Raw genomic sequence first — 23,655 nt, 5'->3', positions numbered from 1 at the left:
CCCGCCCCTAAGAGACGAAGTAGGGCTGACTCCATGGATGGAGTCAGCCCTACTTTTCTTTTTACATGTTGAGGGGCGAAGCTATACTCTAGCGATCCTTCCCTCTTGATTATAAGTCCTACTTAAAAGGTCTCCACTTCAGGAGCTTTCTGATCTTAGGAAGGACGTGAACGGTGAAGCGGACGTACAGCTTAGGCATATAGATAAAGAGTCGCTTCTTGATCGTGGGATCCAAGATAGGGTATGCCTTGATGCTTTCGATGAAGGGGGCAAGCATCTTCTCATACTTCTTGACATCTATCCCCTGCCTGTAGTATCTAAACGAGTAGTCGACCGCACGGTGGAGCATGAAGCTATTGGCATAGACGACTAATTCGGGATGCTCCTTAATCATCTTGTCTCTCACGTCTCTAATGTTGAGGAACATGTCTTCGATGTTATCGTTCAAAGTATGTGTGATCGATCCTACTCTATTCCGGCGATAGATATACCAGGGTGCATTGTGGTAGTAATAATGCTGGATCTTTATGAGGGCTTCGAAGATATAGGTATTATCCTCGTGTACTCGGCCTAGGATAAAGCGCACATCACTGATCTTGTCTCGGACATAAATCTTTGCGCAAGGCAGGGGAGAAGGAAGGTTCCCCTGCGAATAGGAGTGCAGGATCTGAAGCCCCGACAACTCGACATCTTCTGTGCCCCCAGTATACGACTTGTATTCGGCGAACTCCCCGTCAAAGTAATCGATCGTCCCAAACTCTAGGATATCGATCTCTGGACGCTTCTCCAAGATAGCCATGCACTTCTCCAGTGTATCCAATTCTATCCAGTCGTCGCTATCGACGCACATCAGATAGTAGCCCGTTGCGATCGAAAGGGCCGTATTTCTAGCCACGGACACTCCCTCGTTGGGCTTGTGGACGACGCGGACTCGGCTATCTCTCTGAGCGTAGTCATCGCAAATCTTTCCGCTCCCGTCGGTAGAGCCATCGTCGATGAGGAGGACTTCTAGATGCGGATAGGTTTGGCCAAGCAAGGAGTCGATACACTCAGGCAAGTACGCCTCGACATTATAGACTGGGACAATAATTGATACTACACGTTCTGACATATCATTATTTGAATAGCACATAAAACATGGCGGCTATACCATTATTTATGTTGGGGTTGTACTACGAAATTACAGCGACGAAGGTACGAAAAATGGCGCAAGGGGCTTTACGAAGGAGCTGGGACGGCGCATCCACATCCAAGCGCCCACCCTTCAATAAGAGCATGAGTATCCCACCAACGCTACCTTAGCCTCCCGACGCTCCACCTTCCTTGGCGGGGGAAGAGCGGAGCCACAGTGGGGGAGACAAACTAGGGAGGGCGCACAAGAGGCCTTCCCATAGCAGAGCCCCCCGACGTGATGCGATAGGCATCCGTCGGGGGGCTCTCGGCTTTTTCAGCTTGGGCGAAGGCTTAGATGCCTACGTGACCGCCGTTGTCGCCAGGGGTGGGCGAAGAACCTTCGTTCTCCTTCGAACCCTTTTTCTTCTTCTTGCCAGAGGAGTCATAGGGGACATCGAGCGCACGCTCGGCTCGCTCCATGCGAACACCCTTCAGCGCCGTCTTAACCTTGATGCGAGGGGTGTAGATGACCTTGGCTCTGTCGACGAGTTCGACACCGACCTTCTCGGCCTTGTCTACGCCAGAGCCCGTCTTGGCAGTGATGCTGGGGCGGAAGGTCCCCATGTCACCGCAGTCGACGCTCTTGCCGTCTTGGAGCAGGCGGATGAGCACCTTAGCAGCACGGTCGAAGACGGCCTTAACGTCGGCTGACGATACGGTCGTTTCGTCGGCTACGAGCTCGATGAACTCCTCGAATTTGACATCAGAATGGAGGTGGATTGCGGGGTACCAAAGCTTCTTGCTGGTCTTGCCGAAGCCTGCTTTTCTTTCGATGGCTTTGATCTTAATCATGATGATCGTTATTAATGGTTACGAAATGTGTGTTTTGTCTGAATGACTGCGTGTTGTTTTCACTTCGAAGGTAGCGATAACTCCTTATACTCGGAAATATTTTGCTTTGCGCAAGAAAATAAATTTTCTTCCGAAAGGAAGTTCCCCTCTCCTCGGAAGAAAAGCCCTCGTCTTCCAAAGAAAAAATCCTTTTCGTCCGAACGAAAATCTCCCGCCGTGCGGAAGGGAAAAAATTTCCGCATATATAAGAGAGAATACGAAATGTAGTGGAGAGGGGACGGGTAGGGAGAAGAATATCAGCGAGTTAGGGGCGTGGACGATGGAAAACGAATTGCGTGAAGAAGTTAAATCAGCTTAAATTCAGCTTAAACTTTGAAGGGGATTTGAACGGCGATTGATTGAGGTAGGTTAAATTCCGCTTTGGTCGGCTTAAATTATGAGGGGCTGAGGGTGCTGCATCGAGCGCTCTCAGCCCCTTCTCTGTGTCCCTGGGGCGATGGATCAGGAGACGGATGAAAGTGGCTTGTATAAAGGAACTACGCACCTCTGAGAGGGCGCTGGCATGGTGGGCGATGTGGTAGACTGGAGTGTCCTCTTGCCTCCCCAGCCTAGATGGTAGTGTGTCCTTGCTCCAGGTGATTAATGAGCGTTCAATACCCCTTCAATTACCCCTCAGAAAGGCTCTAAAAAAGGTGGTAGATCGTCTCTCCTACCCCTCTCCTAAAAAGCCCCGAAATCGTATTGGATTTGCTATTGCTAGGACATTGGCAGGACATCTGTCCCCATTAATGGAAGGACAAGAATAGCGTTATATAGTCTTGATGAGAAGGGGGAAGCTTGTATATATCGCTCTTTATCTGACTACATTTCTCAATCTCGACGGGGGATAGGATACAAGTTTATCCTAATGAAGATGGCGTATTGCGCTGCTACTCAAGATTTTCCCTCCTAGGGGATATAAGGAGTAAAGGCCTTATCCGGCAAGGGCAGGCTCTTCGGAGTTCACATCGCCAGCATATTTTACCTTTCTATTGAGTTCGGCTTGGAGTAACTCTGCTCGGGCTTCAGCACTCCCCACCCTTTCTCTTAGCTCTCCAATTTCCTTGTTGCGATCATTCAGATTACTCGTAAGCTCTTGTATGGTGGTTGCGAGCTGGATGATGGCGGTGCTATCGTTGGTAGTGGTTGGCGGTGCTTCATTATTGTTCAGCATGGCCCCTTCTCCTGTGAGTAGCCAATGAGGGTTGACACCTTCGCATTTTGTATAAACAAGGTCGTAATTTATCGTATCCCTGGCTATCCAAGTGGCTACCACTTGGGGTGTAGTGCCCAAGATTCGGGCAAATTCAGACTTATTCCCTTTCCCGAAGTAGTCAACTAAGCTATTGACTCTCTCAGATTTAGAGTAGCACCCCATAGAATATTACGCTTATTGTTTTGATGTTTACGCAAAATGTTTATATCTTTGCAGTGTCGGGTACAGCAAACCGATAGTGGTGATATGTAACCGACACGAACAAAGATAGTGCAATGCGTAAAATCAAGGAAACGAGTATGCTAGAGAGCAAAATCAGCAAGGAGGATCTAATCAGAGCCAACGTTAATAAAGATCGGGCCATTCAGGCAATCAGGAGGTATGTAAGTTCTATCCCTGAATACGTAGACAAGCAAGTCAAGGTCTACTCTACTAATGGTCTTGGGAAATGGGAGATGGTTGTGTCTCAGAGAAATGTAGATGAATTTACTGATATGCTCTTATCTGCGGAATTCCTCGGCCTGATTGCCCCAGAGGATATTGTTGACGTGAGAGAGGTGATGGCGGATCAAAGCACTAAGCCCCTCTTATCTGTGGAGCTCATCGCTCGGCTTGTCTCAGAGAATCCTATTGACGATAGAGAGATGATGAAGTTTCAAGATCCGTATCCGGTATGGGGCTGGAAGGTCTCTGGGCTTGCCATGGACTCGCATAGCGAAATCAGCTTGTGCTATATGGAGATACCCTTTGAGTTCTTCAAATTTTACTAAGACATCAGAGAGGGGTGCGTCTCCTAGGAAGTTAGCGACCTGAGATAGGGAGCTATCAGGCGCACCCCACCTGATTAAACGATGGTTAAACGATGAAACGAGAAATACAAATCACTAAGGCAGTACGTCGAGAGCTGATAGATCAGTTCGGCACGACACGCAAGACGATACATCAAGCCTTAAACTACCTAGGCGGGTCAGAGCTCTTGGAGCAGATACGTACCGAAGCAATCCTTAGAGGAGGTGTAGTGATGATCACTGCCCCAGAAGAGGAGGTACTGCTAGATACTGGCGATAAGCTCGTGCAGCATCTCAATAAAGATGTCCGCCTTGAATGTGATAAGGTAACTGGGAATGCTTGCCTCTACAAGGGTAATGAGCTCTGTAGTACACACCATGCAGTCATCACACCGCTAGCCTCGATACAGGAGTTCGGCAAGACCCTATAGTATTATGGAACGAGTGAACGGAATACTTTGCGCAACGAAAGTCGAGCTTATCTCCTCCTCCATTGTTAGTGATTACACCTTGGAGAAGCTGGTTGCTAGGAAGACCCTCCAGATAGTCGTCCGAGGCTGTCGAGGTCGTCATGCTCAGTATGCTGTAGACTCACTCCCCGAGAAGTACCGAGCCGAGGTCTATAAGCGCTTTGACGTGCCCCCTATGGAACGAGTAAAGAGCCTGCTGGAGCAACTCATCCGCCCTTGCCCCGAAGCTGTGCACTACTACCACGCTTACCGCCTACCTGATGGTAGGTGCTTGCCAGCGGATAAGATCGCACAGTACGTGGCCGAAGCTCAGATCCTCGAGGCTATCAGTGCCTATTGGATGGAGCACACGAGTAAGCGGGGTAAGGCATCCCGTAGACCTATGGGCAAGGGTGAGTTTTACGGCTGGATGACTCAGATGGTAGAGGGCTTGCCCCTGGAGGAGTACCCCCATAAGCTCCCTAAGAGTCGGCTGAAGGAGAAGCACGAAGCCTATAAGGAATACGGCTTAGAGAGCCTCATCCACAAGGGCTATCAAAACCGCAATGCCAGCAAGACCTCTATGGATGATCAGACGGCGCTCCTCTTGATGCTACTAGCCACCCCGAACAGACTCAACAACCGCCAAGTGGCACGGCTCTACAATGAGACAGCCGATAAGCGAGGCTGGGAGAAGCTTACCGCCTCGGCGGTGGGCAAGATAGCCAAGAGCAAGAGCCTCCTCATCGAGGCTGGCCGTAAGGGTCGCACAGATTACCGCCTGGAGGTACAGACTGCCATCAAGAGAACGAAGCCCACCCGGGCGATGAGCTACTGGGTACACGACGGGTGGACGATGGAGCTCTACTACCAGAAGACCACCGAGGACAGCAAGGGCAACACTAAAACGGTCTATGACTGTCGCCTTGTCGTGGTGGTGATCCTTGATGCCTCTTGCTCTTACCCCATCGGCTACGCTATCGGGGAGCGTGAGTGCCCCCAGCTGATCGCCCAAGCGCTGCGCAGTGCAGCACATCACACGGAGGAGCTCTTCGGGGTGAAGTGTCACCCAAGAGAAATCCAGTACGACCACTATCAGATCGGAGCTCTTACCCCGCTCTATAAGGCGATGAGTAACAAGCTCAGCCCAGCGAGAGCGAAGAACGCCCGAGCGAAGATCATCGAGCCTTACTTCTCCCGGCTCAACAAGACCTACTGCCAGCTTCTTCCGAACTGGTCAGGCTACGGGATCACCGGGAAGAAGGGTAAGGGTACCAATAAGGAGGTAACCTCGGACCTGAGGCACAAGATCCCGACCCGCCCCGAAGTCGAGGGTCAGATACATAAGATCTTCGCCCAGGAGCGAGCGCTGAAGCATGAGGAGTATATGTCGCTCTTTGACGGCGACGTGACAGACATCCAGCTCGACCGCTCTATCTACCTCGAGCATTGGGGTGAGACCTCGGGGCGCTACATCGGTCAAAGCATCTACGGGCTCACGCCTACGATCTTCGGGGAGGTGCAGTACTACGAGAGCTTCGAGCAGGGCTTCAAGCAGCAACGACACCAACGCTGGCAGGTCTACTACGACCCCAGCGACCTCTCCAGTGTCCTTGCCATCAGCGAGGATGGTCAGTATAAGTACCTCCTGGAGCGTAAGCACCTCCAGCCGATGGCCATAGAGGACCAGAGCGAAGACGATAAGGAGCACCTCTCTCGAGTACAAGCTCACAACAGAGAGATAGAAGATTGGGTAGACGGAGAGTGGAGGAGGATGATGCCCTTAGCCCTCGAAGCCTCGAAGGATAACAGCGTCGCCCAAGAGCTCCTACAGAAGAGCATCACCCCCTTTCGGAGGGGAGAGAAGAAGCGCCCCATCGAGGACGATACCCCCGCCCAAGAAGAGTCCTTTGGGCGTGAGCTGGATGACCTCCTGCCCGACAGCCAAGGACAAGTCAAGAACAACCGCTACGACCGTAAGCTCAAGCACGAGACTAGTAGCATAGAGGAGCCCGCTCCCAAGCCCAAAAGAAAGAGCATCCTAGAAAGAGTGTAATACAAACCGATACAGAACAATGGAAGTGAAGGAAAAAGAACTCATCGCAGCTCGCCTACGTGACTACTGCACAAAGCAGGGGGGACAGAACAAGGCAGCTAATAGCCTCAAGGGGGTCAGTGCTGCTACCATCAGCAAGATCCTTAACAGCGATTGGGACACCATCGCCGAAGGGATGTGGCACAACATCAGCAAGCAGATAGGGCTCTCATCCGAGGGCTGGTCCATCGTCCACACAAACGTCTATGACGAGCTGAGCCAGCTCCTCGAGTGCGCCCAGCAGGATAGGCAGGTGATGGCTATCGTGGGTAGCGCCGGCTGTGGTAAGAGTGCCACTATCCGTCAGTATGTGGCCACGCACCAAGAGGCGTACTCGATCACCTGCTCTGAATATCAGAATAGAGGGAGCTGGCTGTCCGCTGTGATGGAGACGATGGGCCTTGATCCAAGAGGGCTGAGTGTAGCCGAGAAGATCGGCGCTGTGGTGCGTCGCCTCAAGCGCTTCGAGAGCCCCCTCCTTATCCTTGATGAGGCGGACAAGATGAGCGATCAGGTACTCTACTTCTTCATCACCCTCTACAACGAGCTGGAGGACCATTGCGGTATCGTGCTGAGCGCCACGCAGCACCTGGAGAAGCGTCTGCAGAAGGGTCTACGCATCGGTCGAAAGGGATACGAGGAAGTCTATAGTCGCATCGGCCGTCAGTGCATCCACCTCAGTGTACTCTCGCCTGAGGATGTCTCCCTAGTATGCACGGCAAATGGGCTGACCGACGGCCGTAAGGTAAGACGTATCGCCGACGAAGCCCAGTGCGACCTCAGGAGAGTGCGCCGAGCCGTCTGGAGAGAGCACCAACTAGCGAAGGAGGACTAAGATGGCACGAGCTTACTCCAATGCCAATGTCCGCTCCGCCAGCTTCAAGGTAGCCGATTTTACGGGCCCTTGGCGAGATAGTATAGGTATGCCTGTGCTGCGTGGTACATGGCTTATCTACGGGGGTAGTGGTAGTGGTAAGACTAGCTTTTGCTTGCAACTGGCTAAGTACCTCAGCCAGTTCGGTCGGGTACTCTACAATAGCCTGGAGCAGGGACTGAGCCCTACGATGCAGTCCGCTTGGATTGCTGGAGGAATGGAGGAGGCTGGGCGACGTGTCAAGCTCCTCGATAGAGAGGGGTATGATGAGCTCTTTGAGCGCCTCGCCAAGCGACAGAGCCCCGAGATCGTGATTATCGACTCGATCAACTACCTCAGGGGACTGCGCCTGAGTGATTACCAGCACCTCTCCCAGCGCTACCGCAAGAAGCTCTTTGTCGTCGTCGCCCACGAGAAGGGGGGCGAACCTAAGGGAGCGCTTGCCCAAGCTATCCGATACGATGCCGACGTGAAGATCCGTATCGAAGGTTACAGAGCCATGGTGACCTCCCGCTACGCTACTGGTGAGGTCGGCGGTGATGACTATATCATTTGGGATAAGGGGGCCGAGGGCTATTGGGGTACTGCTACCACCGACCCCAGCCAGCGAGACCAGCGCAAAAAGAAGAATGTCGAACCAACTACACCTAAGAGCGACAATGAAAGCGAAAGGAACTAGAGCGATGGACTCCCTGCAAGCAGGGGCCATCAGAAAGTATCATACCCTCTGCACCAACTTAGGGCTTAGCCCCGAAGATAAGGAGGCGCTCCTTGCCCCCTATGGCTGCACCTCCTCGAAGGATATGGAGACGCATGACCTCATAGACGTGTGTGCAGCACTTGCAAAGGAGCTGGATAAGCGCACCGAGGGGGCGGACATCCAGAAGCTCCGTAAGCGAGTCATGGCAGCTATTGGTGCTTACCTACGAAGTGAAGGCAAAGCCGAAAGCCCCTCTCTCATCAAGGGTATTGCCTGCCGAGCTACGGGCTACCAATCATTCAATAAGATCCCACGAGAGCGCCTTCGCAACCTAATCGGGCTCTTCAACGGCAAGACCCGTGACCGCCTCGCCGTCGAGGCTATCACCGCCAAGGGAGATGCGCCAACAGCGCCCTACTTCCCCCCCTCAACACTCGCCAACTAGTAACCACATAATAACTACAGACATGAAACGAGAAACGATCTTCATCGGCTTTGTTTGCCTGCTCCTTGCTCTTGGCATGGACGCTCTCACGGATAGCCGTACTTGGGTGACCCTCTGGATCGCCGGTGTTGCCCTCTGGGGCGTGTGCACAACGATGACGCTCAGCGAGCGCCTCGAGAACCAAGATAAGGAGCGACTCTCTGACCTCCAGGAACCCCAAACACCTCAGGAAAATGGTTGACTACATGAACGTTGATAACCTCTGGATGAAGTTAGCCCAAGAGGTAAACTCTCAGTTTTGCGATCAAGGATTTGTCTCCTGTGAGTATCATGAGGAAGACTGTATAATGCTCATCCTAAAAGATGTCATCGGTGCTATAGAGCAAGAAGATCTAATTAAGAAGATACGCATCCCCCAAGGTATAGAGGATATGGAGGCAGATGCTTTTGTGGATGCCTTTGAGAACTCTATCAAGGACACCTTCGAGGAAGGACTTGCAAAGATAGGGATGAGGATGCTTGACCTCTTAGTCGTACATGGTAAGCATTGCCGAGATTATATTGGGGGATTTGTGTATCTCGATCATCCGGAAGATACCCTACGTGTGATGTATAGTATCATGCGTGATCTCACCTCTGATGCCCGGCTAAGCCTCAAGCTCCGTCACGGTATGCAGACACTGCTTGGATTGGCTCATCACCTAGGAGTCGATCTCTATAAGCTCATCCAGCTCAAGCTGAGATATAACATATGCAGACTGCAACTCAACCCAAAAAGAAGATAACATGTGTGAATCAATAGACTCATTTGCCTGGCAAAAGCTTGCCAAAAGGGTAAACAAGGCCTCGGTATCTAAAGGATTTTGGGCAGATGAGTACCCGTTAAATCATCATATTATGCTGGTCGTATCTGAGCTCTGTGAAGCTATAGAGGCAGATCGTCAAGGACGGTACGCATATGTGGAAAAATATATGGACAAGCTAGAGACCGAAGAGTTTGTTTGTGTCTATGCTTGCCACATTAAGGGTACTCTCGAAGAGGAGCTGGCAGACGCAGCCATGCGACTGCTCGATATCATAGCGCAGATGGGGTGGATAATAGATGACATAGTATGTCCGGCTTACGTCTCCTTGAAGTATTACGGGTCATTCCCGCTGTACTGTTACTCGATCACCGAAGACCTAGTCTTAAAACCTGATGGAGATAGACAGGCTGTGTTATCGGCACTATACGGAGTCATGGCGGTTGCACATATGTATGGTATCGATCTGCTCAACCATATCGAGCTTAAGATGCGATATAACAAGACCAGACCCAGACTCCACGGTAAAAGATACTAACATGAGAAAATCAATCTTACTACTCATCGCCCTAGCTCTTATTGGAGCAACCTCTTGCCTTGAACCCCGATCTTACACTGGTGTCATCGAGGATAAAGAGTATATCCCTGATACATATAATGACGAGTATTATATCTGGCTCAGGGACAGCACCGGTCTCCACTACATCCGAGTAGACCAAACAACCTATCATAGGCATCAGGTCGGGGAGAGAGCTACCATCCCTAATCCCTACTAATAGATAATGATACCAGCCGACCTCTACCGCTACACGCCAGAGCAACGCCAGGCGTTAGCAGATGATACTACCACCTCTCCTGAGTTGCTGCGCCAGCTAGCCGGGGATAGCCACTCTTGGGTACGAGTATCCGTGGCAAGTAATCCATCGACACCCACTGATGTCCTTGCCGATCTCGCCTATAATGGAGATACGATGATCCGCCTCATGGTGGCGGAGAATACCTCCACCCCTAAGGAGCTCCTCGAGGAGCTTGCCTTAATAGACGATCCAGACGTGATCTCAGCTGTAGCTGTGCACCCCAACACCCCCGATACCCTTGCTCGTAGCCTAGGCAAGCGACTGAGAGCTATCGAGCGAGAGCGGGCCTAATCAACTAGCAATTAATCACCAATTAATCACCGATAAGACATGAGTACAGTGCAAGTCGAAATGACGGAGGAAGAGTTTGCTAAAATGCAGACGATTATGGCGGAGCATCGCCGAAAAGAAGAAGCCAAGCGAGCCAAGGAGGACAGAGAAGCTGTCCGCAATCTTGCCTCGACAATTGTAGATGATCTCTTCCCCGAGCTTGAAGAGGCCAGTCGTCGTCTTGTAGAGATCAAGAAGAAGGTCTACGATAGCGTCGACCAGGTTATCAAGATGAAGGAGGATGTCATGGGGGTAAAAACCAAGGGGCAACGCTCCCACAGCTTAATCTCAACCGATGAGCATAGGCGTATCATCGTCGGCTACTACCAGCGAGACGGATGGGATGACACCGTCGAAGACGGGATCTCCATGGTTAAGGAGTACATCTCGTCACTAGCTGGCGATGAGGCGACACGTAATCTGGTGGCTATCATCCTTGACCTCCTCAGCAGAGATAACAAGGGTAATCTCAAGGCTGACAAGGTGCTCCAGCTCGAAAAGTATACTGAGACTATTCAAGACCACCGATTTGGTGAAGGTGTTGCCATCATCAAGGAATCTTACCGACCCGTGCGGACTAAGGACTTTGTCCGAGCCCAGAAAAAGGGGGCCACCGGTAAGTGGACGGATGTCCCCCTCGGTATCACTGAGGCCTAGTAAAAGCAAAAGCCCCCGACCCGAAGTGAGCCGAGAGCCTCTGTAGTTGGCATTACAAAGGTAATCAAATCTCACAAAGGTCAGGGTATGGAGAATGGGAAGAAGCATAATCACCGAAAAAGTACGGTTGACAAAGCTAAGCGGGTGGTTGCGATCGTGGATCGTTACTACGAGCGTGGCAATCACCGTCGTAGCTATCCGATGATCTGGCGCATGTATGTCTATCCCATCTATCCCTGTAGCTTACGCACGATGATGTACTACTTACGTCTGGTAGCTACCCTCGATGATCCCCCCCAGGAGGAGGATGTCTCATCTCTTGGCCCGCTCTTTGACCGCTGGGATGAGCAGCGAAAAGCCTGGACTAGCTAATGCAGCAGTGGCGCTAAGGACTGACCTTAGCGCCACTGCTGCATTAGCCCTCCGCCTCGGTGATGGTAAGGCTGATGGGTGACGATAGGCGTACTCCACTACCACCCGCCCCGAAGTTAGACGGATAGCTCACGGAAGTCTTGAAGCGCTCTTTGTGATCTTGTAGTTCGGCGTGGTTATGGTCTATCTCGGAGGATGATAGTAAGAGTGGGCTGAAGCCTTGCCCCGAGAAGCCCGTCAGGGCAGACTCAATGCGCTCTAAGAGCTCGAGGTGAGCTAATCCCGTGGGGGCATCGCTACTACGTAGAGGGCGTAGCGGGATGTACTTGGTGATGACATGCAGGGTCAGTGTCACGGTCCCTCGAGGGATGCCCCGAGCTTGGTGGCTGAAGGTCACTGGATCGAACTCAAAAAAGACAGCTGGCGTGTCGAAGATTGGGCCCGTCTGGATAGCACTCATGCTCTCGTTCCAGAGGTCATAGTACTTAATTTCGGGGATCTTTCCCTTGAGACGCTCACAGATGCTGTCGAAGAGATGTCGTCGCATATTATGTAGGGTGATTGGTTAGTGCTTGTTGTGGCTCTCGACCTCCTGCTTGATCTCCGCCATCCATGACTCTAGTTGTGACTTAACGATACTGCTGATGTAGTCACCTAGCCTAGGATGCCAGCCAATGAAAGGGCGGGCTGGTAGGTTTTGCTGCATGTAGTGATTTCTGACCAGGTGAGCGGAGATGGTGACTCTTGCACGCTTTAGCCCTCGCTTGCCTCGGATTAGGCGTGTCGCTTGATAGGATCGTCGTCGATGGGCTTTGACGTGCAGCATGCCATCTACCCCCTCATTGTGTGCGGCTGCATAGGGCACGGCAGAGGTGAATACCACACTCGTATCTCGGATGTGGGACTTTAGAGACCTCCGTAGCTTGCCAGAGACCAGCAGTAGAGAGCCTCGCTCCTTTGGCCTTGGTTGGCGAGGAGCCCAGGGGCGATCGAAAAAGGCCTTGCGCTGGAAGTTGCGATCGAACTCATCGGCAAGCTTCACACGCATATCCTCGAGGATGTCGCCAAAGAGCTGTTTGCTTGAGCGCATATGATTGGACTGAAATGCTTATCTTTGTGGCATGGAGATAGCTCTTAGGCAACTCTGAACTGGATTGTAGTTCCAGCAGGGGAGTTGCTTAGGGGCTATTTCTTTTTGAGGTAGTCTAGGATGCTCGGATCATCCGTGATGCTGTATACGGTGATCTCGCCAGCTAGATCTTCACGGGCGATGATCCAGGTCTTGTCCCCATTGATCGTCAGCTCGAAGAGATGAGACCGCACGATGTTCGGGTTACTCTTATGATAGGGCACAGCCCCCAGGTACTTTGCATCTTTGAGTACTTGAGGAAGCCTGCGTATCAGTTCGTTCTTGGCGAAGTAGTGCACATGAGGCTGGTTGAGGTATTCTTTGATCCCCTTATGGGTGATCTTGATCTGGATGCCATTGCTCGACAGGTAAGCATCTCTGTAGCGCTCCCAGGCTTTCTCCTGCAGAGTCTTTCGGTAGGCTTTCTGTTCGATCGTTAGCTCGATCTTCTTCTTAGCCACTCTTGCCTGCTCAATCTCTCGTACGACCTTGCAAGCATCCCCTTCGACATCCTTGTCACCCTTGGCATGCTGAGCTACGCCACAATGGGCTATACCCTTAGAGCCGTAGTAGGGGTGCCTGTCGGGGAAGATGCGTAAGTCCTTGCCCGGATTCCCCCGGAATACCTCCTGCTTATTGCCCTTCAGCGTACGCTCCCCGAGAGCGCTAGCCTTGTCGCTATCCGAGATTGGGTAGTCCTCTGGCAAGACCTCCACGACGGAGCAACGACAGCGCCAGCCGTTAGGCGGGTAGTAGCTGAGCCAAAATGGATCACTCTTGGGTAGGGTGATGCCCTCAAGCGCCTCGTGATCGGGTCGTACTCTACTATCTCCAGCCGTGCGATACTGGAGGTTATACCTCCCTCCTGAGCGCTCTTGCTCTAGCCAGCGGTCCGCCATCAGGGCTGATCCCACAGCGTGGTCGTACTCAGCCTCGAGGTAATTGACATTGTACTTCTGATGTACCTCTAGCACCTGCTCTCTGAAGTCACCCCAGGAGCGGATATGCCCCTCTTCGGTCGTTAGCGCTAGCCCCAGCTCTCTCAGAGAGTGATAGGTGCGGAAGCCCGAGAAGATGTAGGTGTTATCATCCAGGACAGAGCGCACCGCCTCGGGGGTATCATGTGAGATGTGCTCGAGTGAAGACCGCAAGATGTCATAGCTCTCCTCGATGGCGGCTCTTACCGGCGCATCCTGGAGCATTGATGCTTTGAACCCCTTATGCTTATATACGTGCTTGGCAGCTCGAGCAAATATCCCCTGTCGGTATGCTCGCATCCCTTCCCCTTTCCCCTTCTTGCTCGCCAGACACACGGGGCAGGTGGCTGAGTAGAGGCTACCAAGCTGACGATGCAGTAGGCTGTAGCGCTCAGCTAGGGCAGGTCGTTTAGCTGGGGGCTGAGGTGTAGAGCCTAGCCCCCTTAGGCGAAAAAATCGGGCTGAAGGCTATGCTGCGCTTTATCCTCAGCTATCGGCTGGAGGGGCTGATTGCTTGCCTCCCTGCGCCCTGTGATAGGCACTCCGTAGCGGTCTATGAAGTACTGGGGATCGACATCGTAGTATTGGAGTATGACCCGCTCCTGCTCACGTATCTCAGCATCGCTCATGTCGTCGGTATAGTCCCAAGCAAAGGTCAGCCCATCGACGGGGAAGCCAGACTCAGCCATCAAGGGCAGGAGCCGGTCATTGATGATGTAAGCCATACGACGAGCATCAGAGATACAGACATTGTCAAAAATCTCCAGATGCACCTGACTCTGGCTGAGTGAGGCTCCATTGTCGATCGTCATTGTCTGATTAAGAAGAATCTTGCTTAGCTCTCGGTCACATCGGTCTAAGCGCTTGTCATAGACATTGTAGGCATCGCCACGGCTTGACTCCTGGAACGATATTTTGGTGTCCTCAGGGAAGACCCCCCAGAAGGCAGCGCCCATATCCTCCATCGTAGCCTCAATACGTGCAATATCCGCTTTGTTGGTCGCTGAGGTATTTGCAATCCTCATCGGCATGCCAAAGATCTCACCAAACGTATCCCAGTAGGCCCCCATATTCTTCTTGCTAATGTAATATGGGGCACAGCCTAAGAGTAGACCGAGGTCCTTCGGCTTACCGCACTCGATGAGCCAACGGGAGTAGTCGCCATATCTATAGGGGATGCCTTGCTGGATGTCATCGCCTTGGTCTCTCAAGATGACACCATACTCAGGGATCACGTTATTTCGTGGCACTAGCCAGACCCCCGAAAAGCGTAATCCCCCGATCTTGGGGCGCACTACCTCACCGACCTCAATGAGAGAGTGTCCCCAGAAGATGCTATCTAGGGCTAGGTCTATGAAATCCGAAAACCACTCCCTCTCGAAGAGAGCGGTTGCCTCGGAGATCTCCTTGCCGTCAGCGTCAAGGAGGCGGAAGGGACGACCTTTGGTGCGGTTCTTCCGCTGCTCGATACACCCAGATAGATGCCCATCGACGAGGCTGTCTCTATAGATGTCATGCAGCAGGATACGTCGGGGATTGTCGACCGACAAGGCTATCTGCCACGCTCGTCTCCAAGAGGCAATATCCTTGGATGTGAGAGTATCTGTCTTGCTCTGAATTTCGGCTGATATACGACGAGCTTGGATACTCTTAGCTAGCTCAAGGAGCTTGCTATCACGCTCGGTCTTGATATTGGATTGTCTTGCTCTTGACATAGCTAGTAGTGGTAGGTGGATTTGGGGAGTGATCCCGATCTGATGGAGTCTAGCCCGGTCTTGCCCGTCTCGGGATCGGTTCGGGTCGGCAGGTTGGGGTTATTTCTCCCCTTTTGTACATCTGATAGCCACTGGATGGCCCCATCATAGAGCTCTCTGTACCGCTCCATTGCCATAGCCATCGGCAGGCGGTGGCACATCTGATAGAGTGTGAGGTGTACGATGGTTAGCACGAGGAGAGGACTACGCTCGGAGCCTTCTCTGCGGAACTCTTGATCCACATCGTATCTAGCACGGAGGTAACCTGAGGCTAACTCCATAGAGGCAAGCTCTGCTGCCTGCCACTCTTGAGGATACTCGCTTATGATCGCCTGCTCCTCCTCTGAGATAGCAAGGCGATAGTCTTGGTCCGTGATGTACATATTACTGAGGGTGGGTATAGCGAGGTGCTACATATAGAGCCTTACGCATGCAGAGCCCCCTTTTATAGGGAGGTACGGAGTCAAGCTTGATGGCTATGGGTAGGATGCGTTTTATCCCTAGCCTCTTGCGCTCTGTGAGGATGACTACCGACCTTAGGCCTGTCAGACGAGTGTAGCGGTTAGCACGGCGCTTAGCTCTCGCTAGCTCGTAGTCGTAGATGATGAGATTGATAGCCTTGGCTAGGTTGCGATTGATTGAGAGGATGTCCATAATCGGTGATTAATTAGAGATTAATGAGGGTTACCAGTTATTACGGTTCTTGGGGCGGCGACCAATCCGAGGAGCTATATCTTGCGTGCGACTACGACGCTGCAGGAGCCAGATAGCTCCTTCGTCAGCGTCGGGGCCGTCGTCATGTCCAGACATACCAGCCTCAAGGCTCAAAGTCTGCTCAATGGATACCAGCATATCAGGATCATCCTTGAGGTCAAGATTATAGTACACCTTACCTCGCTCCCAGAGTGGAGATATCGCCTCGATACGAGCGAACTTGTTAGGCTTAGCCCGCTTATCCCCCGTGATGGGTAGCTGGTAGCCTCTTAGATTCCCCTCGGTCGAAAACTCGTCGAGCAAGGTATCCTGCATGAAGCTTGCCTCCATATAGATGCGGAGCGTGGCCCCTAGCCCCGTGACCCACTCATAGGTGTCGTAGACCCATCGAACCATCTCGGCTACCGAGCACTGACGGAGGAAGGGGCGGATGCAGTGCAGCTCTCCCGTCTTGGTCGTACCCCAGAGCTTAGCAGCCTTGTAGTCGTTCTTCTTAGTGCTCTTCCAGCTCGGGTCTATGTAGAGCACCATGTCCTCGTAGGTAGAGAGGGAGGGAATCTTCTTATACCTGATCCACTCGGCCCTAAACACGGAGCCTTCGAGGATGGGGTTATTCATGTTCTCCTTTTCAAAGGAGCGGTACCCCATGAAGTCTTTCTGTGCCTGCACCTCCTCCCGTGTCCACTTATCGGACCAGCTAACCTCTCCTTGAGAGTCAAGGATGTTGACCTGAGAGACGTAGACCCCAGGGATAGAGCTTATGTTCTGGAGCACGGAGTTACGAGCGATGAGGTTACCAACCATGATAAACCGCCCTCTACCACCATCTAGTGCTCCATAGAGGGCCTCACGCACCCAAGCGGTGAGCTTATTGACACGGTCTTTGTTAAGTACGATCTCATCATCATCCAAGTCGTCAATCACGATGTAGTCGGGGCGGTGCTCTCTGTGGCGTAATCCTCGAGGTGACTGACCACGGCCAAGGCTGAAGAATGCTATGCCGTCGGCCGTGACGAAGCGACCTTCTTCCCAGGACCCTTGATTCACCTGTACGCCAAAATCTGCGATATACCTCTGGTTGCTCTCGAACTCAGCCTGAATGTCTGAGAGGAGAGTTTTGGCATTATCTAAGTTCTTCCCCACTAAGACCATCACATTAATTAAGCGCCGGCCTATATACTGATGCGCCTTAAGCCATAGAGGTACCATGACATCCATGTGCGTGCTCTTTGCATGCCCTCTGGCCCACTTGAAGACAGCTTTCAGGTTGGCATTATCTCGTATCGTCTTGGCAGCATCTACGTGAAACTTGGCACAAGAGATATGACGCTGCCGCTCTTCGTCCCAGGTGAATTGAGGGAAGTAGTATTCGACGAAGGCATTGTAGTCACCAAGGAGACGACGAATACGCTTGTCCTTCTCGCTTGGGGTCTCAGTCGGGATGAAGGCGGTAGTCGAGCGTATGAGCTCACACCGAGCCTTCCAGCGCTCAAGGGCTTCTTTTTGCTTGGGAGATGCCATGATTAGGGGGGCTTTTTTGACTACAAAAGTCCCCCAACAATACCCTCTAATCAACTTTCAGTGAAGTCTTTGCAGTGGTTTTTCCATCCCTTATACAGCCTCCCGACCTTTGCCTCAGAAATCAATCACAGAGCAATGAAGCAAGTTATCATCAGCACGAGTAGCCTCAACTCCTACGGCTCGCGAGTCCTCACCTCAGGTGTGGATTTATCCCAGTACCAGCGTAATCCCGTCCTCCTCTGGATGCATCGCAGATATGGCAGAGAGGATATGCCTATTGGGCGTATTGAGAATATCCGTGTTGAGGGAGATAAGATCATCGGTACACCTGTATTCGACGAGTCAGATGAGTTCGCCATGAAGATCGCCAATAAGTGGGAGAATGATATGCTCCGCATGGCATCGGCAGGTCTGACGGTCATTGAGCTTAGTGATGATCCCGCCCTCCTCCTCCCAGGGCAGACCCGTATGACTATCAGTAAAAGTAAGCTCGATGAAGTCTCCATCGTAGACATCGGTGCCAATGATGATGCCCTCGCTGTGGAGCTGTACAACCAAGATGGCAAGCGGATCACCCTGGGAAAGGGGGAGGAGTCGGCAGATATCCCGCTTATCCAATTAAAACAGCAAGTCTCACCTATTACTAATGAAACAATGAACGAACAGATTGCCCTAGCTCTAGGGCTACCTACCACCGCAAGCGAAGCCGAGGTGATCAGTGCCATCGCTCAGCTCAAGAAGCGGGTAGATGAAGCAAACTCACTCCAGCAGTCGATCATTCAGGATCAGATCAATGATGCCATCCAGTGTGGTAAGATCACTGAGGGTCAGCGGGAGCATTACAGCAAGATCGGAGCTGCGCTGGGTGGAGAGATGCTCCGCCAGACACTGGCTAACATCCAGGAAGGTAAGCGCCCCTCTAGCATCATCCAGCCTCAGGGTGGACCTGCGCCTACCCAGTTTGCGAAGCTCTCAGATGTCCCCACTGATGAGCTTGAGCAACTACGCAAGAATGACTACCCCACCTATGCCCGTCTCTACAAGGCAGAGTTCGGTGTCGAGGTACCTCAGTACTAGTACTAACTTCAACCTATTACCAACCTTTCTATGATTAAATCGAAAATCCCTCAGTGGGTAGTCCCTCTCTTCGTCGCAGTCGGGGGGCTCATCTTCAATGCGACGGTGGGTGCCTTGCTGGCGCTCCTCGTGGGTGCCCCTCTGTGGGCTGGTGCCGTAGCCGCCATCCTTATCACCCTGTGCGTCGGGGCATTCTACAAGCCGGGCTGTGCAAATGCAGGTCTCTTCCAAGAGTTCTATACCGGCATCGTACTCAAGCGACTGCGTCAGGACTTGGATCAGCTGGGGTGGTACTCTCGTATCACAGATTACAGTGAACATGCAAATAACGATGTCATCCATTTCGCTGAGCTTGGAGGCGATCCCAAGGTCCTGATCGATAATAATACTTATCCACTCGGTATCCAGACGCTCGAAGATGCCGATAGAGGAGTATCACTGGCAACCTTCGAGACCGAAGCGACGGCCGTCACAGACAAGGAACTCGCCACGCTTAGCTATGATAAGCTAGGGACGGTTCAGGAGCGACATAAGTTGGCGATCGAAGGGTCTATCAGAGATAAAGCAATACACTCCATAGCACCTCAATCTCACAAAGAGAAGGATTCACCTGTCTTCCTCACCTCTGGCGGTACAGCTGAAGAAGGTGGTCGTAAGAAACTAACCATTGCTGACCTCCTCCAGATGAAGAAGTGGTGCGACAACAATCATATCCCGAAGGGTCAGCGTGTGCTGGTGCTATGCTCAGATCATGTGCAGGACCTCCTCAGCATTAGCGAAAACTTCGTGAGACAGTATAACATGGATAATGTCAATGGCTCCATCGCTCGTCTCTACGGGTTCGACATCTACGAGTGGATTGAAATGCCCTACTATGACATCACGGCGAAAACCAAGCTGGCTTATGGAGCTATTCCGCAGACCAAGCATAAGCAAGCCTCTGTGCTCTTCCATGATAAGTCAATGATGCGAGCATCAGGATCCTTGAAGATCTATCTTAGCACAGCTTCTACAGACCCACTCCATCACCGCAATCTCTATAACCTCGGCCACCGCTCCATTTGTACGCCTCTGCGTAGCAAGGGTTGCACCGCCGCTATCGTCAGCGCAGCTGCTTAAGCTATGGCACGTCTCTCTCAACTAGTCATTCACTGCACGGCTACGCCCGAGGGGCGTGCCGTCAGTAGTGACGACATCCGGCGCTGGCATACATCTCCCAAATCCCAGGGGGGGCGAGGGTGGTCTCAAGTGGGCTACACCGACATGATTCACCTCGATGGCCGTGTAGAGCGTCTTGTCGCTAACAACGAGGATGCCCAGGTAGATCCCTGGGAAGTCACTAATGGCGCTGCAGGATACAACTCCGTCTCACGACACATCGTCTATGTAGGCGGGTGTGCCAAAGATGGTAAGACACCTAAAGATACACGTACTCCTGCGCAACTAGAAGCCCTCAAGAAGTATGTCCTTGACTTCCATCGTCGATTCCCAGGGGCCAAGATCCTTGGACATAACCAGCTTGCCCCGAAAGCTTGTCCGAGTTTCTCTGTGCCAACCTGGCTGGTCTCGATAGGCATCAACCAGTAGTATCACTAATAATAAGTATCACCCATGACAGATAGCATCCTGCAACTCCTACAGTGGCTGGTACCCACGGGAGGTGTAGGGATGCTCCTGGGGTGGATCACCAGCACTAGACTTAGGCATGCCCGTACAGCGAAAGAAGTACATGACACGTACAAAACAATGTACGATGATGTGCACAACGAGCTCACGAAACTCTCTGGGGAAAACTCAGACATCAACCTACGCCTCGCACGCCTGGAGCAGGCTATCGCTAGAGGGCCTGGCTGTCATCTGTGGCCTCATTGTCCTATACGCCTGCAGTTGCAGCGTACGTCACAAGACACAGACATCCGCACACTCCTCGGACAGCGTACGAGAGCGTCTAGAGATCACCCCACATCCCGTCACCCTCCCCGAGGAACGAGCGGAGATGACCCTCCTGATGCAGACGCTGACGACCCTCCCTGATGGTGCGGGCTATCATACCCGTCAAGGGCGCACGTCGCTCCATATCAAACGTCGAGGGGACTCTATCTCCATCAATGCTCATACGGATAGCCTCACCGTCATGCCAACGCTCACTACACACCAGCGAGTCGAGCATAAGACGAGCGTTGCCACCACCAAGCAAGAGACGGAGACCAAGGGAGGCATCTCCTCGGCCTTGGCTAACAATCTCCCTCTACTCATCTCCATCATAATTGTAATCATCATATTAATCTCATGGCACAAGATCCAGAGCTACCTATCGAGGACGAAAAGGTAGATACGACCCCCAACGCTCCTATCGAGACACCTACTCCCTCCACAGCGGGTGACGACCAGGAGAAACAATCAGACCAGCCCGAAAAGCCTCGCCGGGGTAGAGCTAAGTCCACAGCAGCATCTACTGAGTCAGCTGATAATAGCGCTGATGCCTCCCCTGATCAAGGAGCATCTACGGGCGATACAGAGAAGCATCCCTCTCCCTCTGGGCAAGCTGAAGCCTCCCAGAAGGATGCTCAAGCTTCTCCTGATCAAGAGGCATCTACGGGCGATACAGAGGAGCACTCCTCCTCTGGAGAAGCTGAGGCTGCGAAAGACGAAGCGCCTACAGCACTCTCGAGCATCGCCCAACAGATCATCCGAGATCATGGATTGGACATCGTCTTTATGACCAGTGATGGCACGGCCTTCTTCACGTTCAACGATGCGGCTAACTATGGTCGTAACCTCGTAGATCCCGATGTCTGCTACTACACTCGTCCGGGGCTGAGTGCAGATGAGCTCAAGACGATTATCCCCGATCATCTGCAAGAAAAGACAGCCAATGAATAAGTTAGAGATCATTAGGCGCAATGGGGCTATCCCCACATCATCGCCAGGAGAAGATCACATCTCGGGATACATCGCTTATGTCGAGACCCTCCCCACCGCTGTGTCGGGCGTTACCGATGGCTATTCTGCTGCCGATCGCATCCGCCCAGTATCCAGTATCGAGCGAGCTGAAGCCCTCGGTATCACAGCGGACCACGCCAAGTGGGAGATCCGAGTCTTGCACTATCAGCTATCGGAGATCTTCCGTATCCATCCAGGGATTCTGCTCTATGTTGGGCTCTTCGCCAAGCCGTCAGGGGGCGCTTATACCTTTGCTGAGCTCAAGATGATGCAGAGGTATGCTCAAGGTCGTCTGCGACAAGTCGGCATCTGGCTTGGAGATAAGGTTGCCGATACAGCACTCATCACTACGCTCCAGGGAGTTGCCGATGAGTTGGCTAGGTCAGCTATGCCTCTTGTTACCCTCCTAGCTCCCAAGGTTGCATCTCCGGTAGCGAGCCTGCCAACTAACCTTATTGGCAAGGGTAAGAGCCGTGTGTCTGTAGTTATTGCTCAGGATGGCGAGGGACGAGGGGCTGAGCTCTACAACCATGCTGACAATAGAGCTACCAAGTCTAGTGTGTCAGCCCTAGGTGCCTTCCTGGGACTCCTCTCCCTATCCAAGGTGCATCAGTCCATTGGCTGGGTCGAGCAGTTCCCCTTAGGCCTGTCTTTGCCCGCTTTCGGGGATGGCTCGTTGTTACGCTCACTTGATGATGCAGTCGTCGACACCCTAGACAAGGCACACTACCTCTTCGCTGTCACTTATCCTGATGTCTCTGGCGTGTATGCCTCGGATAGCCACACGATGGATGAGTCTACGAGCGACTACTGCTACCTGGAACGAGTGCGCACGATGGACAAGGCTGAGCGATCTATACGACGCTATATGATCCCTAAGCTCTCAGGTAATATCTATCTCGATGAGTCTACGGGTAAGCTGGAGAGTCACTCCGTCGCACACCTAGAGACTCAAGCTAACCGAGCTATCGAAGAGATGAGTAAGGCGGGCGAGATCTCGGGGTATAAGGTGTACATTGACCCAGACCAGCCTATCCTCTCCACCTCTGAGATTGAGTTCACTATCATCAAGTTGCCTGTTGCTGTCGCTCGACGCTTCAAGATAGGTCTTGGCTTCACCACTAAGATATATAAGGTATAAGTAATATGGCATTAGATAACAACGGCACGCCCCTCATCAACGGGCGGCTATATGGATGGGCCACAGTCAAAGTCGCTATCCAAGGTATCCCCCTGATAGGTATTACCTCCATCGAGTATGAGGAGAAGCAAGAGATCGTCAATAAGTATGGTGCAGGTCGCTATGCTATTGGGCGAGGCAAGGGTCGTATCACCGTAGAGGCAAAGCTAACGGTCTATCTTGACGAGCTCCTACCTCTACAGGCCAAGAGTCGCACAGGTCGCCTCCAGGATCTTGGGATGTTTGACATCTCAGTATCCTACCTCGATGAGAATACGGGGCTGATCATTACCGACAAGATCCGCAACTGTGAGATCAGTAACAACCCTCGCAAGGCCAAGGAAGGCGACACCGATATCACTACTGATCTAGAGCTCGTAGCGTCACACATTGAGTGGGGCCAAATGGGCAAGTAATCACACATTAATTGCTAGTTAATCATGAGTAATAAACGTATTGGGGAACTCTCCCAGGAGGCTCTTGATGAGCTCAAGGCCAAGTATAGTCGTATTTACCTAGTCGAGGTGGAAGACGAGAGTGAGACGCACTGTCTCTACCTACGTCGTCCAGACTTCAACACGATCAAGGCCGTGGGCAAGGTCGCCAAGGATGATCCCGTGGAGTCCTCACGTATCCTCCTCGTCAACTGCAAGGTGGCTGGGAGTGATACCGTCCTCGAGGATGGTGTCCTGCTGATGGCAGCAGGTAATGCCTCGAGCGAGCTCCTCATCTCTGCCAAGGCTCACCTAAAAAACGTATAGAGGCGCATC

Annotated in this window: 32 protein-coding genes; 22 read left to right on the top strand and 10 right to left on the bottom strand. The window is 52.3% G+C overall.

The features are described 5' to 3' along the window. Positions 1 to 118: 118 nt before the first annotated feature. The gene (locus tag Q0336_RS02720) at positions 119 to 1,111 is read right to left on the bottom strand and encodes a glycosyltransferase family 2 protein (RefSeq protein WP_298525381.1); all 993 of its coding nucleotides are present in this window, start codon (positions 1,109 to 1,111) and stop codon (positions 119 to 121) included. Positions 1,112 to 1,464: 353 nt separating this feature from the next. Then, on the bottom strand, positions 1,465 to 1,965 hold the full coding sequence (locus Q0336_RS02715; protein ID WP_298525379.1) for an HU family DNA-binding protein: 501 nt from the start codon (positions 1,963 to 1,965) through the stop codon (positions 1,465 to 1,467). 106 nt (positions 1,966 to 2,071) lie between these two features. On the opposite strand from Q0336_RS02715, the gene Q0336_RS02710 reads away from it, so the two are divergent. Then, the gene (locus Q0336_RS02710) at positions 2,072 to 2,323 is read left to right on the top strand and encodes a hypothetical protein (protein WP_298525377.1); all 252 of its coding nucleotides are present in this window, start codon (positions 2,072 to 2,074) and stop codon (positions 2,321 to 2,323) included. Between the two features lie 615 nt (positions 2,324 to 2,938). Here the strand turns inward: Q0336_RS02710 and Q0336_RS02705 are convergent. Further along, positions 2,939 to 3,382 carry a helix-turn-helix domain-containing protein gene (locus Q0336_RS02705; RefSeq protein WP_298525375.1) on the bottom strand — a complete coding sequence of 148 codons (444 nt, stop codon included), beginning with the start codon at positions 3,380 to 3,382 and terminating at the stop codon, positions 2,939 to 2,941. 113 nt (positions 3,383 to 3,495) lie between these two features. Between Q0336_RS02705 and Q0336_RS02700 the strand changes: the two genes are divergently transcribed. From Q0336_RS02700 to Q0336_RS02640, 13 genes are all read left to right on the top strand, one after another. Then, positions 3,496 to 3,990, top strand: a complete 495-nt coding sequence (locus tag Q0336_RS02700) for a hypothetical protein (protein WP_298525373.1) — start codon at positions 3,496 to 3,498, stop codon at positions 3,988 to 3,990. A 92-nt stretch (positions 3,991 to 4,082) separates the two neighbouring features. Beyond that, positions 4,083 to 4,439: a hypothetical protein gene (locus Q0336_RS02695; protein WP_298525371.1), complete on the top strand. Its 357-nt coding sequence runs from the start codon at positions 4,083 to 4,085 to the stop codon at positions 4,437 to 4,439. Positions 4,440 to 4,518: 79 nt separating this feature from the next. Continuing rightward, positions 4,519 to 6,513: a hypothetical protein gene (locus tag Q0336_RS02690; RefSeq protein WP_298525369.1), complete on the top strand. Its 1,995-nt coding sequence runs from the start codon at positions 4,519 to 4,521 to the stop codon at positions 6,511 to 6,513. Between the two features lie 19 nt (positions 6,514 to 6,532). Next, positions 6,533 to 7,387, top strand: coding sequence for an ATP-binding protein (locus Q0336_RS02685; RefSeq protein WP_298525366.1), 855 nt, complete (start codon positions 6,533 to 6,535; stop codon positions 7,385 to 7,387). A 1-nt stretch (position 7,388) separates the two neighbouring features. Continuing rightward, a complete protein-coding gene (locus Q0336_RS02680; RefSeq protein ID WP_298525365.1) occupies positions 7,389 to 8,105 on the top strand; it encodes an ATP-binding protein in 717 nt (238 codons plus the stop codon). Between the two features lie 4 nt (positions 8,106 to 8,109). After that, complete coding sequence (locus tag Q0336_RS02675; RefSeq protein ID WP_298525363.1) at positions 8,110 to 8,571, top strand: hypothetical protein; 462 nt, start codon at positions 8,110 to 8,112, stop codon at positions 8,569 to 8,571. A gap of 22 nt (positions 8,572 to 8,593) precedes the next feature. After that, on the top strand, positions 8,594 to 8,812 hold the full coding sequence (locus Q0336_RS02670; protein WP_298525360.1) for a hypothetical protein: 219 nt from the start codon (positions 8,594 to 8,596) through the stop codon (positions 8,810 to 8,812). Between the two features lie 4 nt (positions 8,813 to 8,816). After that, positions 8,817 to 9,356, top strand: a complete 540-nt coding sequence (locus Q0336_RS02665; RefSeq protein ID WP_298525357.1) for a hypothetical protein — start codon at positions 8,817 to 8,819, stop codon at positions 9,354 to 9,356. A 1-nt stretch (position 9,357) separates the two neighbouring features. Next, positions 9,358 to 9,912: a hypothetical protein gene (locus tag Q0336_RS02660; RefSeq protein WP_298525354.1), complete on the top strand. Its 555-nt coding sequence runs from the start codon at positions 9,358 to 9,360 to the stop codon at positions 9,910 to 9,912. A 1-nt stretch (position 9,913) separates the two neighbouring features. After that, the gene (locus Q0336_RS02655; protein WP_298525351.1) at positions 9,914 to 10,150 is read left to right on the top strand and encodes a hypothetical protein; all 237 of its coding nucleotides are present in this window, start codon (positions 9,914 to 9,916) and stop codon (positions 10,148 to 10,150) included. Positions 10,151 to 10,156: 6 nt separating this feature from the next. Then, positions 10,157 to 10,522 (top strand): hypothetical protein, encoded by a 366-nt coding sequence (locus tag Q0336_RS02650; RefSeq protein ID WP_298525348.1) that lies wholly within the window; start codon positions 10,157 to 10,159, stop codon positions 10,520 to 10,522. A 39-nt stretch (positions 10,523 to 10,561) separates the two neighbouring features. After that, positions 10,562 to 11,218, top strand: a complete 657-nt coding sequence (locus tag Q0336_RS02645; RefSeq protein ID WP_298525346.1) for a DUF3164 family protein — start codon at positions 10,562 to 10,564, stop codon at positions 11,216 to 11,218. A gap of 156 nt (positions 11,219 to 11,374) precedes the next feature. Next, entirely contained in the window at positions 11,375 to 11,590 is a 216-nt protein-coding gene (locus Q0336_RS02640) for a hypothetical protein (protein ID WP_298525343.1), read from the top strand. A 43-nt stretch (positions 11,591 to 11,633) separates the two neighbouring features. Here Q0336_RS02640 and Q0336_RS02635 read toward each other — a convergent pair whose 3' ends face one another. The 7 genes from Q0336_RS02635 to Q0336_RS02605 form a co-directional block, all read right to left on the bottom strand. Continuing rightward, positions 11,634 to 12,137: a hypothetical protein gene (locus tag Q0336_RS02635; protein WP_298525341.1), complete on the bottom strand. Its 504-nt coding sequence runs from the start codon at positions 12,135 to 12,137 to the stop codon at positions 11,634 to 11,636. A gap of 18 nt (positions 12,138 to 12,155) precedes the next feature. Further along, positions 12,156 to 12,680 carry a phage virion morphogenesis protein gene (locus Q0336_RS02630; protein WP_298525338.1) on the bottom strand — a complete coding sequence of 175 codons (525 nt, stop codon included), beginning with the start codon at positions 12,678 to 12,680 and terminating at the stop codon, positions 12,156 to 12,158. A 95-nt stretch (positions 12,681 to 12,775) separates the two neighbouring features. Continuing rightward, positions 12,776 to 13,921 (bottom strand): phage minor head protein, encoded by a 1,146-nt coding sequence (locus Q0336_RS02625; RefSeq protein ID WP_298525335.1) that lies wholly within the window; start codon positions 13,919 to 13,921, stop codon positions 12,776 to 12,778. Between the two features lie 218 nt (positions 13,922 to 14,139). Further along, positions 14,140 to 15,411, bottom strand: coding sequence for a DUF935 family protein (locus Q0336_RS02620; protein ID WP_298525332.1), 1,272 nt, complete (start codon positions 15,409 to 15,411; stop codon positions 14,140 to 14,142). A gap of 2 nt (positions 15,412 to 15,413) precedes the next feature. Then, positions 15,414 to 15,833: a phage protein Gp36 family protein gene (locus Q0336_RS02615; protein ID WP_298525329.1), complete on the bottom strand. Its 420-nt coding sequence runs from the start codon at positions 15,831 to 15,833 to the stop codon at positions 15,414 to 15,416. 1 nt (position 15,834) lies between these two features. Then, positions 15,835 to 16,104: a hypothetical protein gene (locus tag Q0336_RS02610; RefSeq protein WP_298525326.1), complete on the bottom strand. Its 270-nt coding sequence runs from the start codon at positions 16,102 to 16,104 to the stop codon at positions 15,835 to 15,837. A 30-nt stretch (positions 16,105 to 16,134) separates the two neighbouring features. Beyond that, entirely contained in the window at positions 16,135 to 17,685 is a 1,551-nt protein-coding gene (locus Q0336_RS02605; RefSeq protein ID WP_298525323.1) for a hypothetical protein, read from the bottom strand. Between the two features lie 135 nt (positions 17,686 to 17,820). On the opposite strand from Q0336_RS02605, the gene Q0336_RS02600 reads away from it, so the two are divergent. The 8 genes from Q0336_RS02600 to Q0336_RS02565 all read left to right on the top strand — a co-directional run bounded on the left by Q0336_RS02600 (position 17,821) and on the right by Q0336_RS02565 (position 23,646). Then, the gene (locus Q0336_RS02600) at positions 17,821 to 18,762 is read left to right on the top strand and encodes a hypothetical protein (RefSeq protein ID WP_298525320.1); all 942 of its coding nucleotides are present in this window, start codon (positions 17,821 to 17,823) and stop codon (positions 18,760 to 18,762) included. Positions 18,763 to 18,792: 30 nt separating this feature from the next. Continuing rightward, positions 18,793 to 19,881: a phage capsid protein gene (locus Q0336_RS02595; protein WP_298525317.1), complete on the top strand. Its 1,089-nt coding sequence runs from the start codon at positions 18,793 to 18,795 to the stop codon at positions 19,879 to 19,881. Between the two features lie 3 nt (positions 19,882 to 19,884). Next, on the top strand, positions 19,885 to 20,349 hold the full coding sequence (locus Q0336_RS02590) for an N-acetylmuramoyl-L-alanine amidase (RefSeq protein ID WP_298525314.1): 465 nt from the start codon (positions 19,885 to 19,887) through the stop codon (positions 20,347 to 20,349). 118 nt (positions 20,350 to 20,467) lie between these two features. Beyond that, complete coding sequence (locus Q0336_RS02585; RefSeq protein WP_298525311.1) at positions 20,468 to 21,094, top strand: hypothetical protein; 627 nt, start codon at positions 20,468 to 20,470, stop codon at positions 21,092 to 21,094. Next, positions 21,052 to 21,645, top strand: a complete 594-nt coding sequence (locus Q0336_RS02580; protein ID WP_298525308.1) for a hypothetical protein — start codon at positions 21,052 to 21,054, stop codon at positions 21,643 to 21,645. Before Q0336_RS02585 ends, Q0336_RS02580 begins: the two co-directional genes overlap by 43 nt. Next, positions 21,638 to 22,846, top strand: coding sequence for a DUF2586 family protein (locus Q0336_RS02575; RefSeq protein WP_298525305.1), 1,209 nt, complete (start codon positions 21,638 to 21,640; stop codon positions 22,844 to 22,846). Before Q0336_RS02580 ends, Q0336_RS02575 begins: the two co-directional genes overlap by 8 nt. A gap of 5 nt (positions 22,847 to 22,851) precedes the next feature. After that, positions 22,852 to 23,301: a hypothetical protein gene (locus tag Q0336_RS02570; protein WP_298525302.1), complete on the top strand. Its 450-nt coding sequence runs from the start codon at positions 22,852 to 22,854 to the stop codon at positions 23,299 to 23,301. 24 nt (positions 23,302 to 23,325) lie between these two features. Further along, positions 23,326 to 23,646 (top strand): hypothetical protein, encoded by a 321-nt coding sequence (locus Q0336_RS02565; RefSeq protein ID WP_298525299.1) that lies wholly within the window; start codon positions 23,326 to 23,328, stop codon positions 23,644 to 23,646. Positions 23,647 to 23,655 lie beyond the last annotated feature (9 nt).

The organism is uncultured Porphyromonas sp. (assembly GCF_938039215.1).
In the GTDB taxonomy this organism is placed as follows: Bacteria; Bacteroidota; Bacteroidia; order Bacteroidales; family Porphyromonadaceae; genus Porphyromonas.
Note: the sequence above shows the minus strand (reverse complement) of the source record. Positions and strands in the feature narration are given on the sequence as shown.

Coding starts and splice junctions, on each gene's coding strand:
- Q0336_RS02720 (WP_298525381.1), bottom strand. CDS start 1,111: ATGTCAGAACGTGTAGTATCAATTATTGTCCCAGTCTATAATGTCGAG.
- Q0336_RS02715 (WP_298525379.1), bottom strand. CDS start 1,965: ATGATTAAGATCAAAGCCATCGAAAGAAAAGCAGGCTTCGGCAAGACC.
- Q0336_RS02705 (WP_298525375.1), bottom strand. CDS start 3,382: ATGGGGTGCTACTCTAAATCTGAGAGAGTCAATAGCTTAGTTGACTAC.
- Q0336_RS02700 (WP_298525373.1), top strand. CDS start 3,496: ATGCGTAAAATCAAGGAAACGAGTATGCTAGAGAGCAAAATCAGCAAG.
- Q0336_RS02695 (WP_298525371.1), top strand. CDS start 4,083: ATGAAACGAGAAATACAAATCACTAAGGCAGTACGTCGAGAGCTGATA.
- Q0336_RS02685 (WP_298525366.1), top strand. CDS start 6,533: ATGGAAGTGAAGGAAAAAGAACTCATCGCAGCTCGCCTACGTGACTAC.
- Q0336_RS02680 (WP_298525365.1), top strand. CDS start 7,389: ATGGCACGAGCTTACTCCAATGCCAATGTCCGCTCCGCCAGCTTCAAG.
- Q0336_RS02675 (WP_298525363.1), top strand. CDS start 8,110: ATGGACTCCCTGCAAGCAGGGGCCATCAGAAAGTATCATACCCTCTGC.
- Q0336_RS02670 (WP_298525360.1), top strand. CDS start 8,594: ATGAAACGAGAAACGATCTTCATCGGCTTTGTTTGCCTGCTCCTTGCT.
- Q0336_RS02665 (WP_298525357.1), top strand. CDS start 8,817: ATGAACGTTGATAACCTCTGGATGAAGTTAGCCCAAGAGGTAAACTCT.
- Q0336_RS02660 (WP_298525354.1), top strand. CDS start 9,358: ATGTGTGAATCAATAGACTCATTTGCCTGGCAAAAGCTTGCCAAAAGG.
- Q0336_RS02655 (WP_298525351.1), top strand. CDS start 9,914: ATGAGAAAATCAATCTTACTACTCATCGCCCTAGCTCTTATTGGAGCA.
- Q0336_RS02650 (WP_298525348.1), top strand. CDS start 10,157: ATGATACCAGCCGACCTCTACCGCTACACGCCAGAGCAACGCCAGGCG.
- Q0336_RS02645 (WP_298525346.1), top strand. CDS start 10,562: ATGAGTACAGTGCAAGTCGAAATGACGGAGGAAGAGTTTGCTAAAATG.
- Q0336_RS02635 (WP_298525341.1), bottom strand. CDS start 12,137: ATGCGACGACATCTCTTCGACAGCATCTGTGAGCGTCTCAAGGGAAAG.
- Q0336_RS02630 (WP_298525338.1), bottom strand. CDS start 12,680: ATGCGCTCAAGCAAACAGCTCTTTGGCGACATCCTCGAGGATATGCGT.
- Q0336_RS02625 (WP_298525335.1), bottom strand. CDS start 13,921: ATGCTCCAGGATGCGCCGGTAAGAGCCGCCATCGAGGAGAGCTATGAC.
- Q0336_RS02620 (WP_298525332.1), bottom strand. CDS start 15,411: ATGTCAAGAGCAAGACAATCCAATATCAAGACCGAGCGTGATAGCAAG.
- Q0336_RS02615 (WP_298525329.1), bottom strand. CDS start 15,833: ATGTACATCACGGACCAAGACTATCGCCTTGCTATCTCAGAGGAGGAG.
- Q0336_RS02610 (WP_298525326.1), bottom strand. CDS start 16,104: ATGGACATCCTCTCAATCAATCGCAACCTAGCCAAGGCTATCAATCTC.
- Q0336_RS02605 (WP_298525323.1), bottom strand. CDS start 17,685: ATGGCATCTCCCAAGCAAAAAGAAGCCCTTGAGCGCTGGAAGGCTCGG.
- Q0336_RS02600 (WP_298525320.1), top strand. CDS start 17,821: ATGAAGCAAGTTATCATCAGCACGAGTAGCCTCAACTCCTACGGCTCG.
- Q0336_RS02595 (WP_298525317.1), top strand. CDS start 18,793: ATGATTAAATCGAAAATCCCTCAGTGGGTAGTCCCTCTCTTCGTCGCA.
- Q0336_RS02590 (WP_298525314.1), top strand. CDS start 19,885: ATGGCACGTCTCTCTCAACTAGTCATTCACTGCACGGCTACGCCCGAG.
- Q0336_RS02585 (WP_298525311.1), top strand. CDS start 20,468: ATGCCCGTACAGCGAAAGAAGTACATGACACGTACAAAACAATGTACG.
- Q0336_RS02580 (WP_298525308.1), top strand. CDS start 21,052: ATGGCACAAGATCCAGAGCTACCTATCGAGGACGAAAAGGTAGATACG.
- Q0336_RS02575 (WP_298525305.1), top strand. CDS start 21,638: ATGAATAAGTTAGAGATCATTAGGCGCAATGGGGCTATCCCCACATCA.
- Q0336_RS02570 (WP_298525302.1), top strand. CDS start 22,852: ATGGCATTAGATAACAACGGCACGCCCCTCATCAACGGGCGGCTATAT.
- Q0336_RS02565 (WP_298525299.1), top strand. CDS start 23,326: ATGAGTAATAAACGTATTGGGGAACTCTCCCAGGAGGCTCTTGATGAG.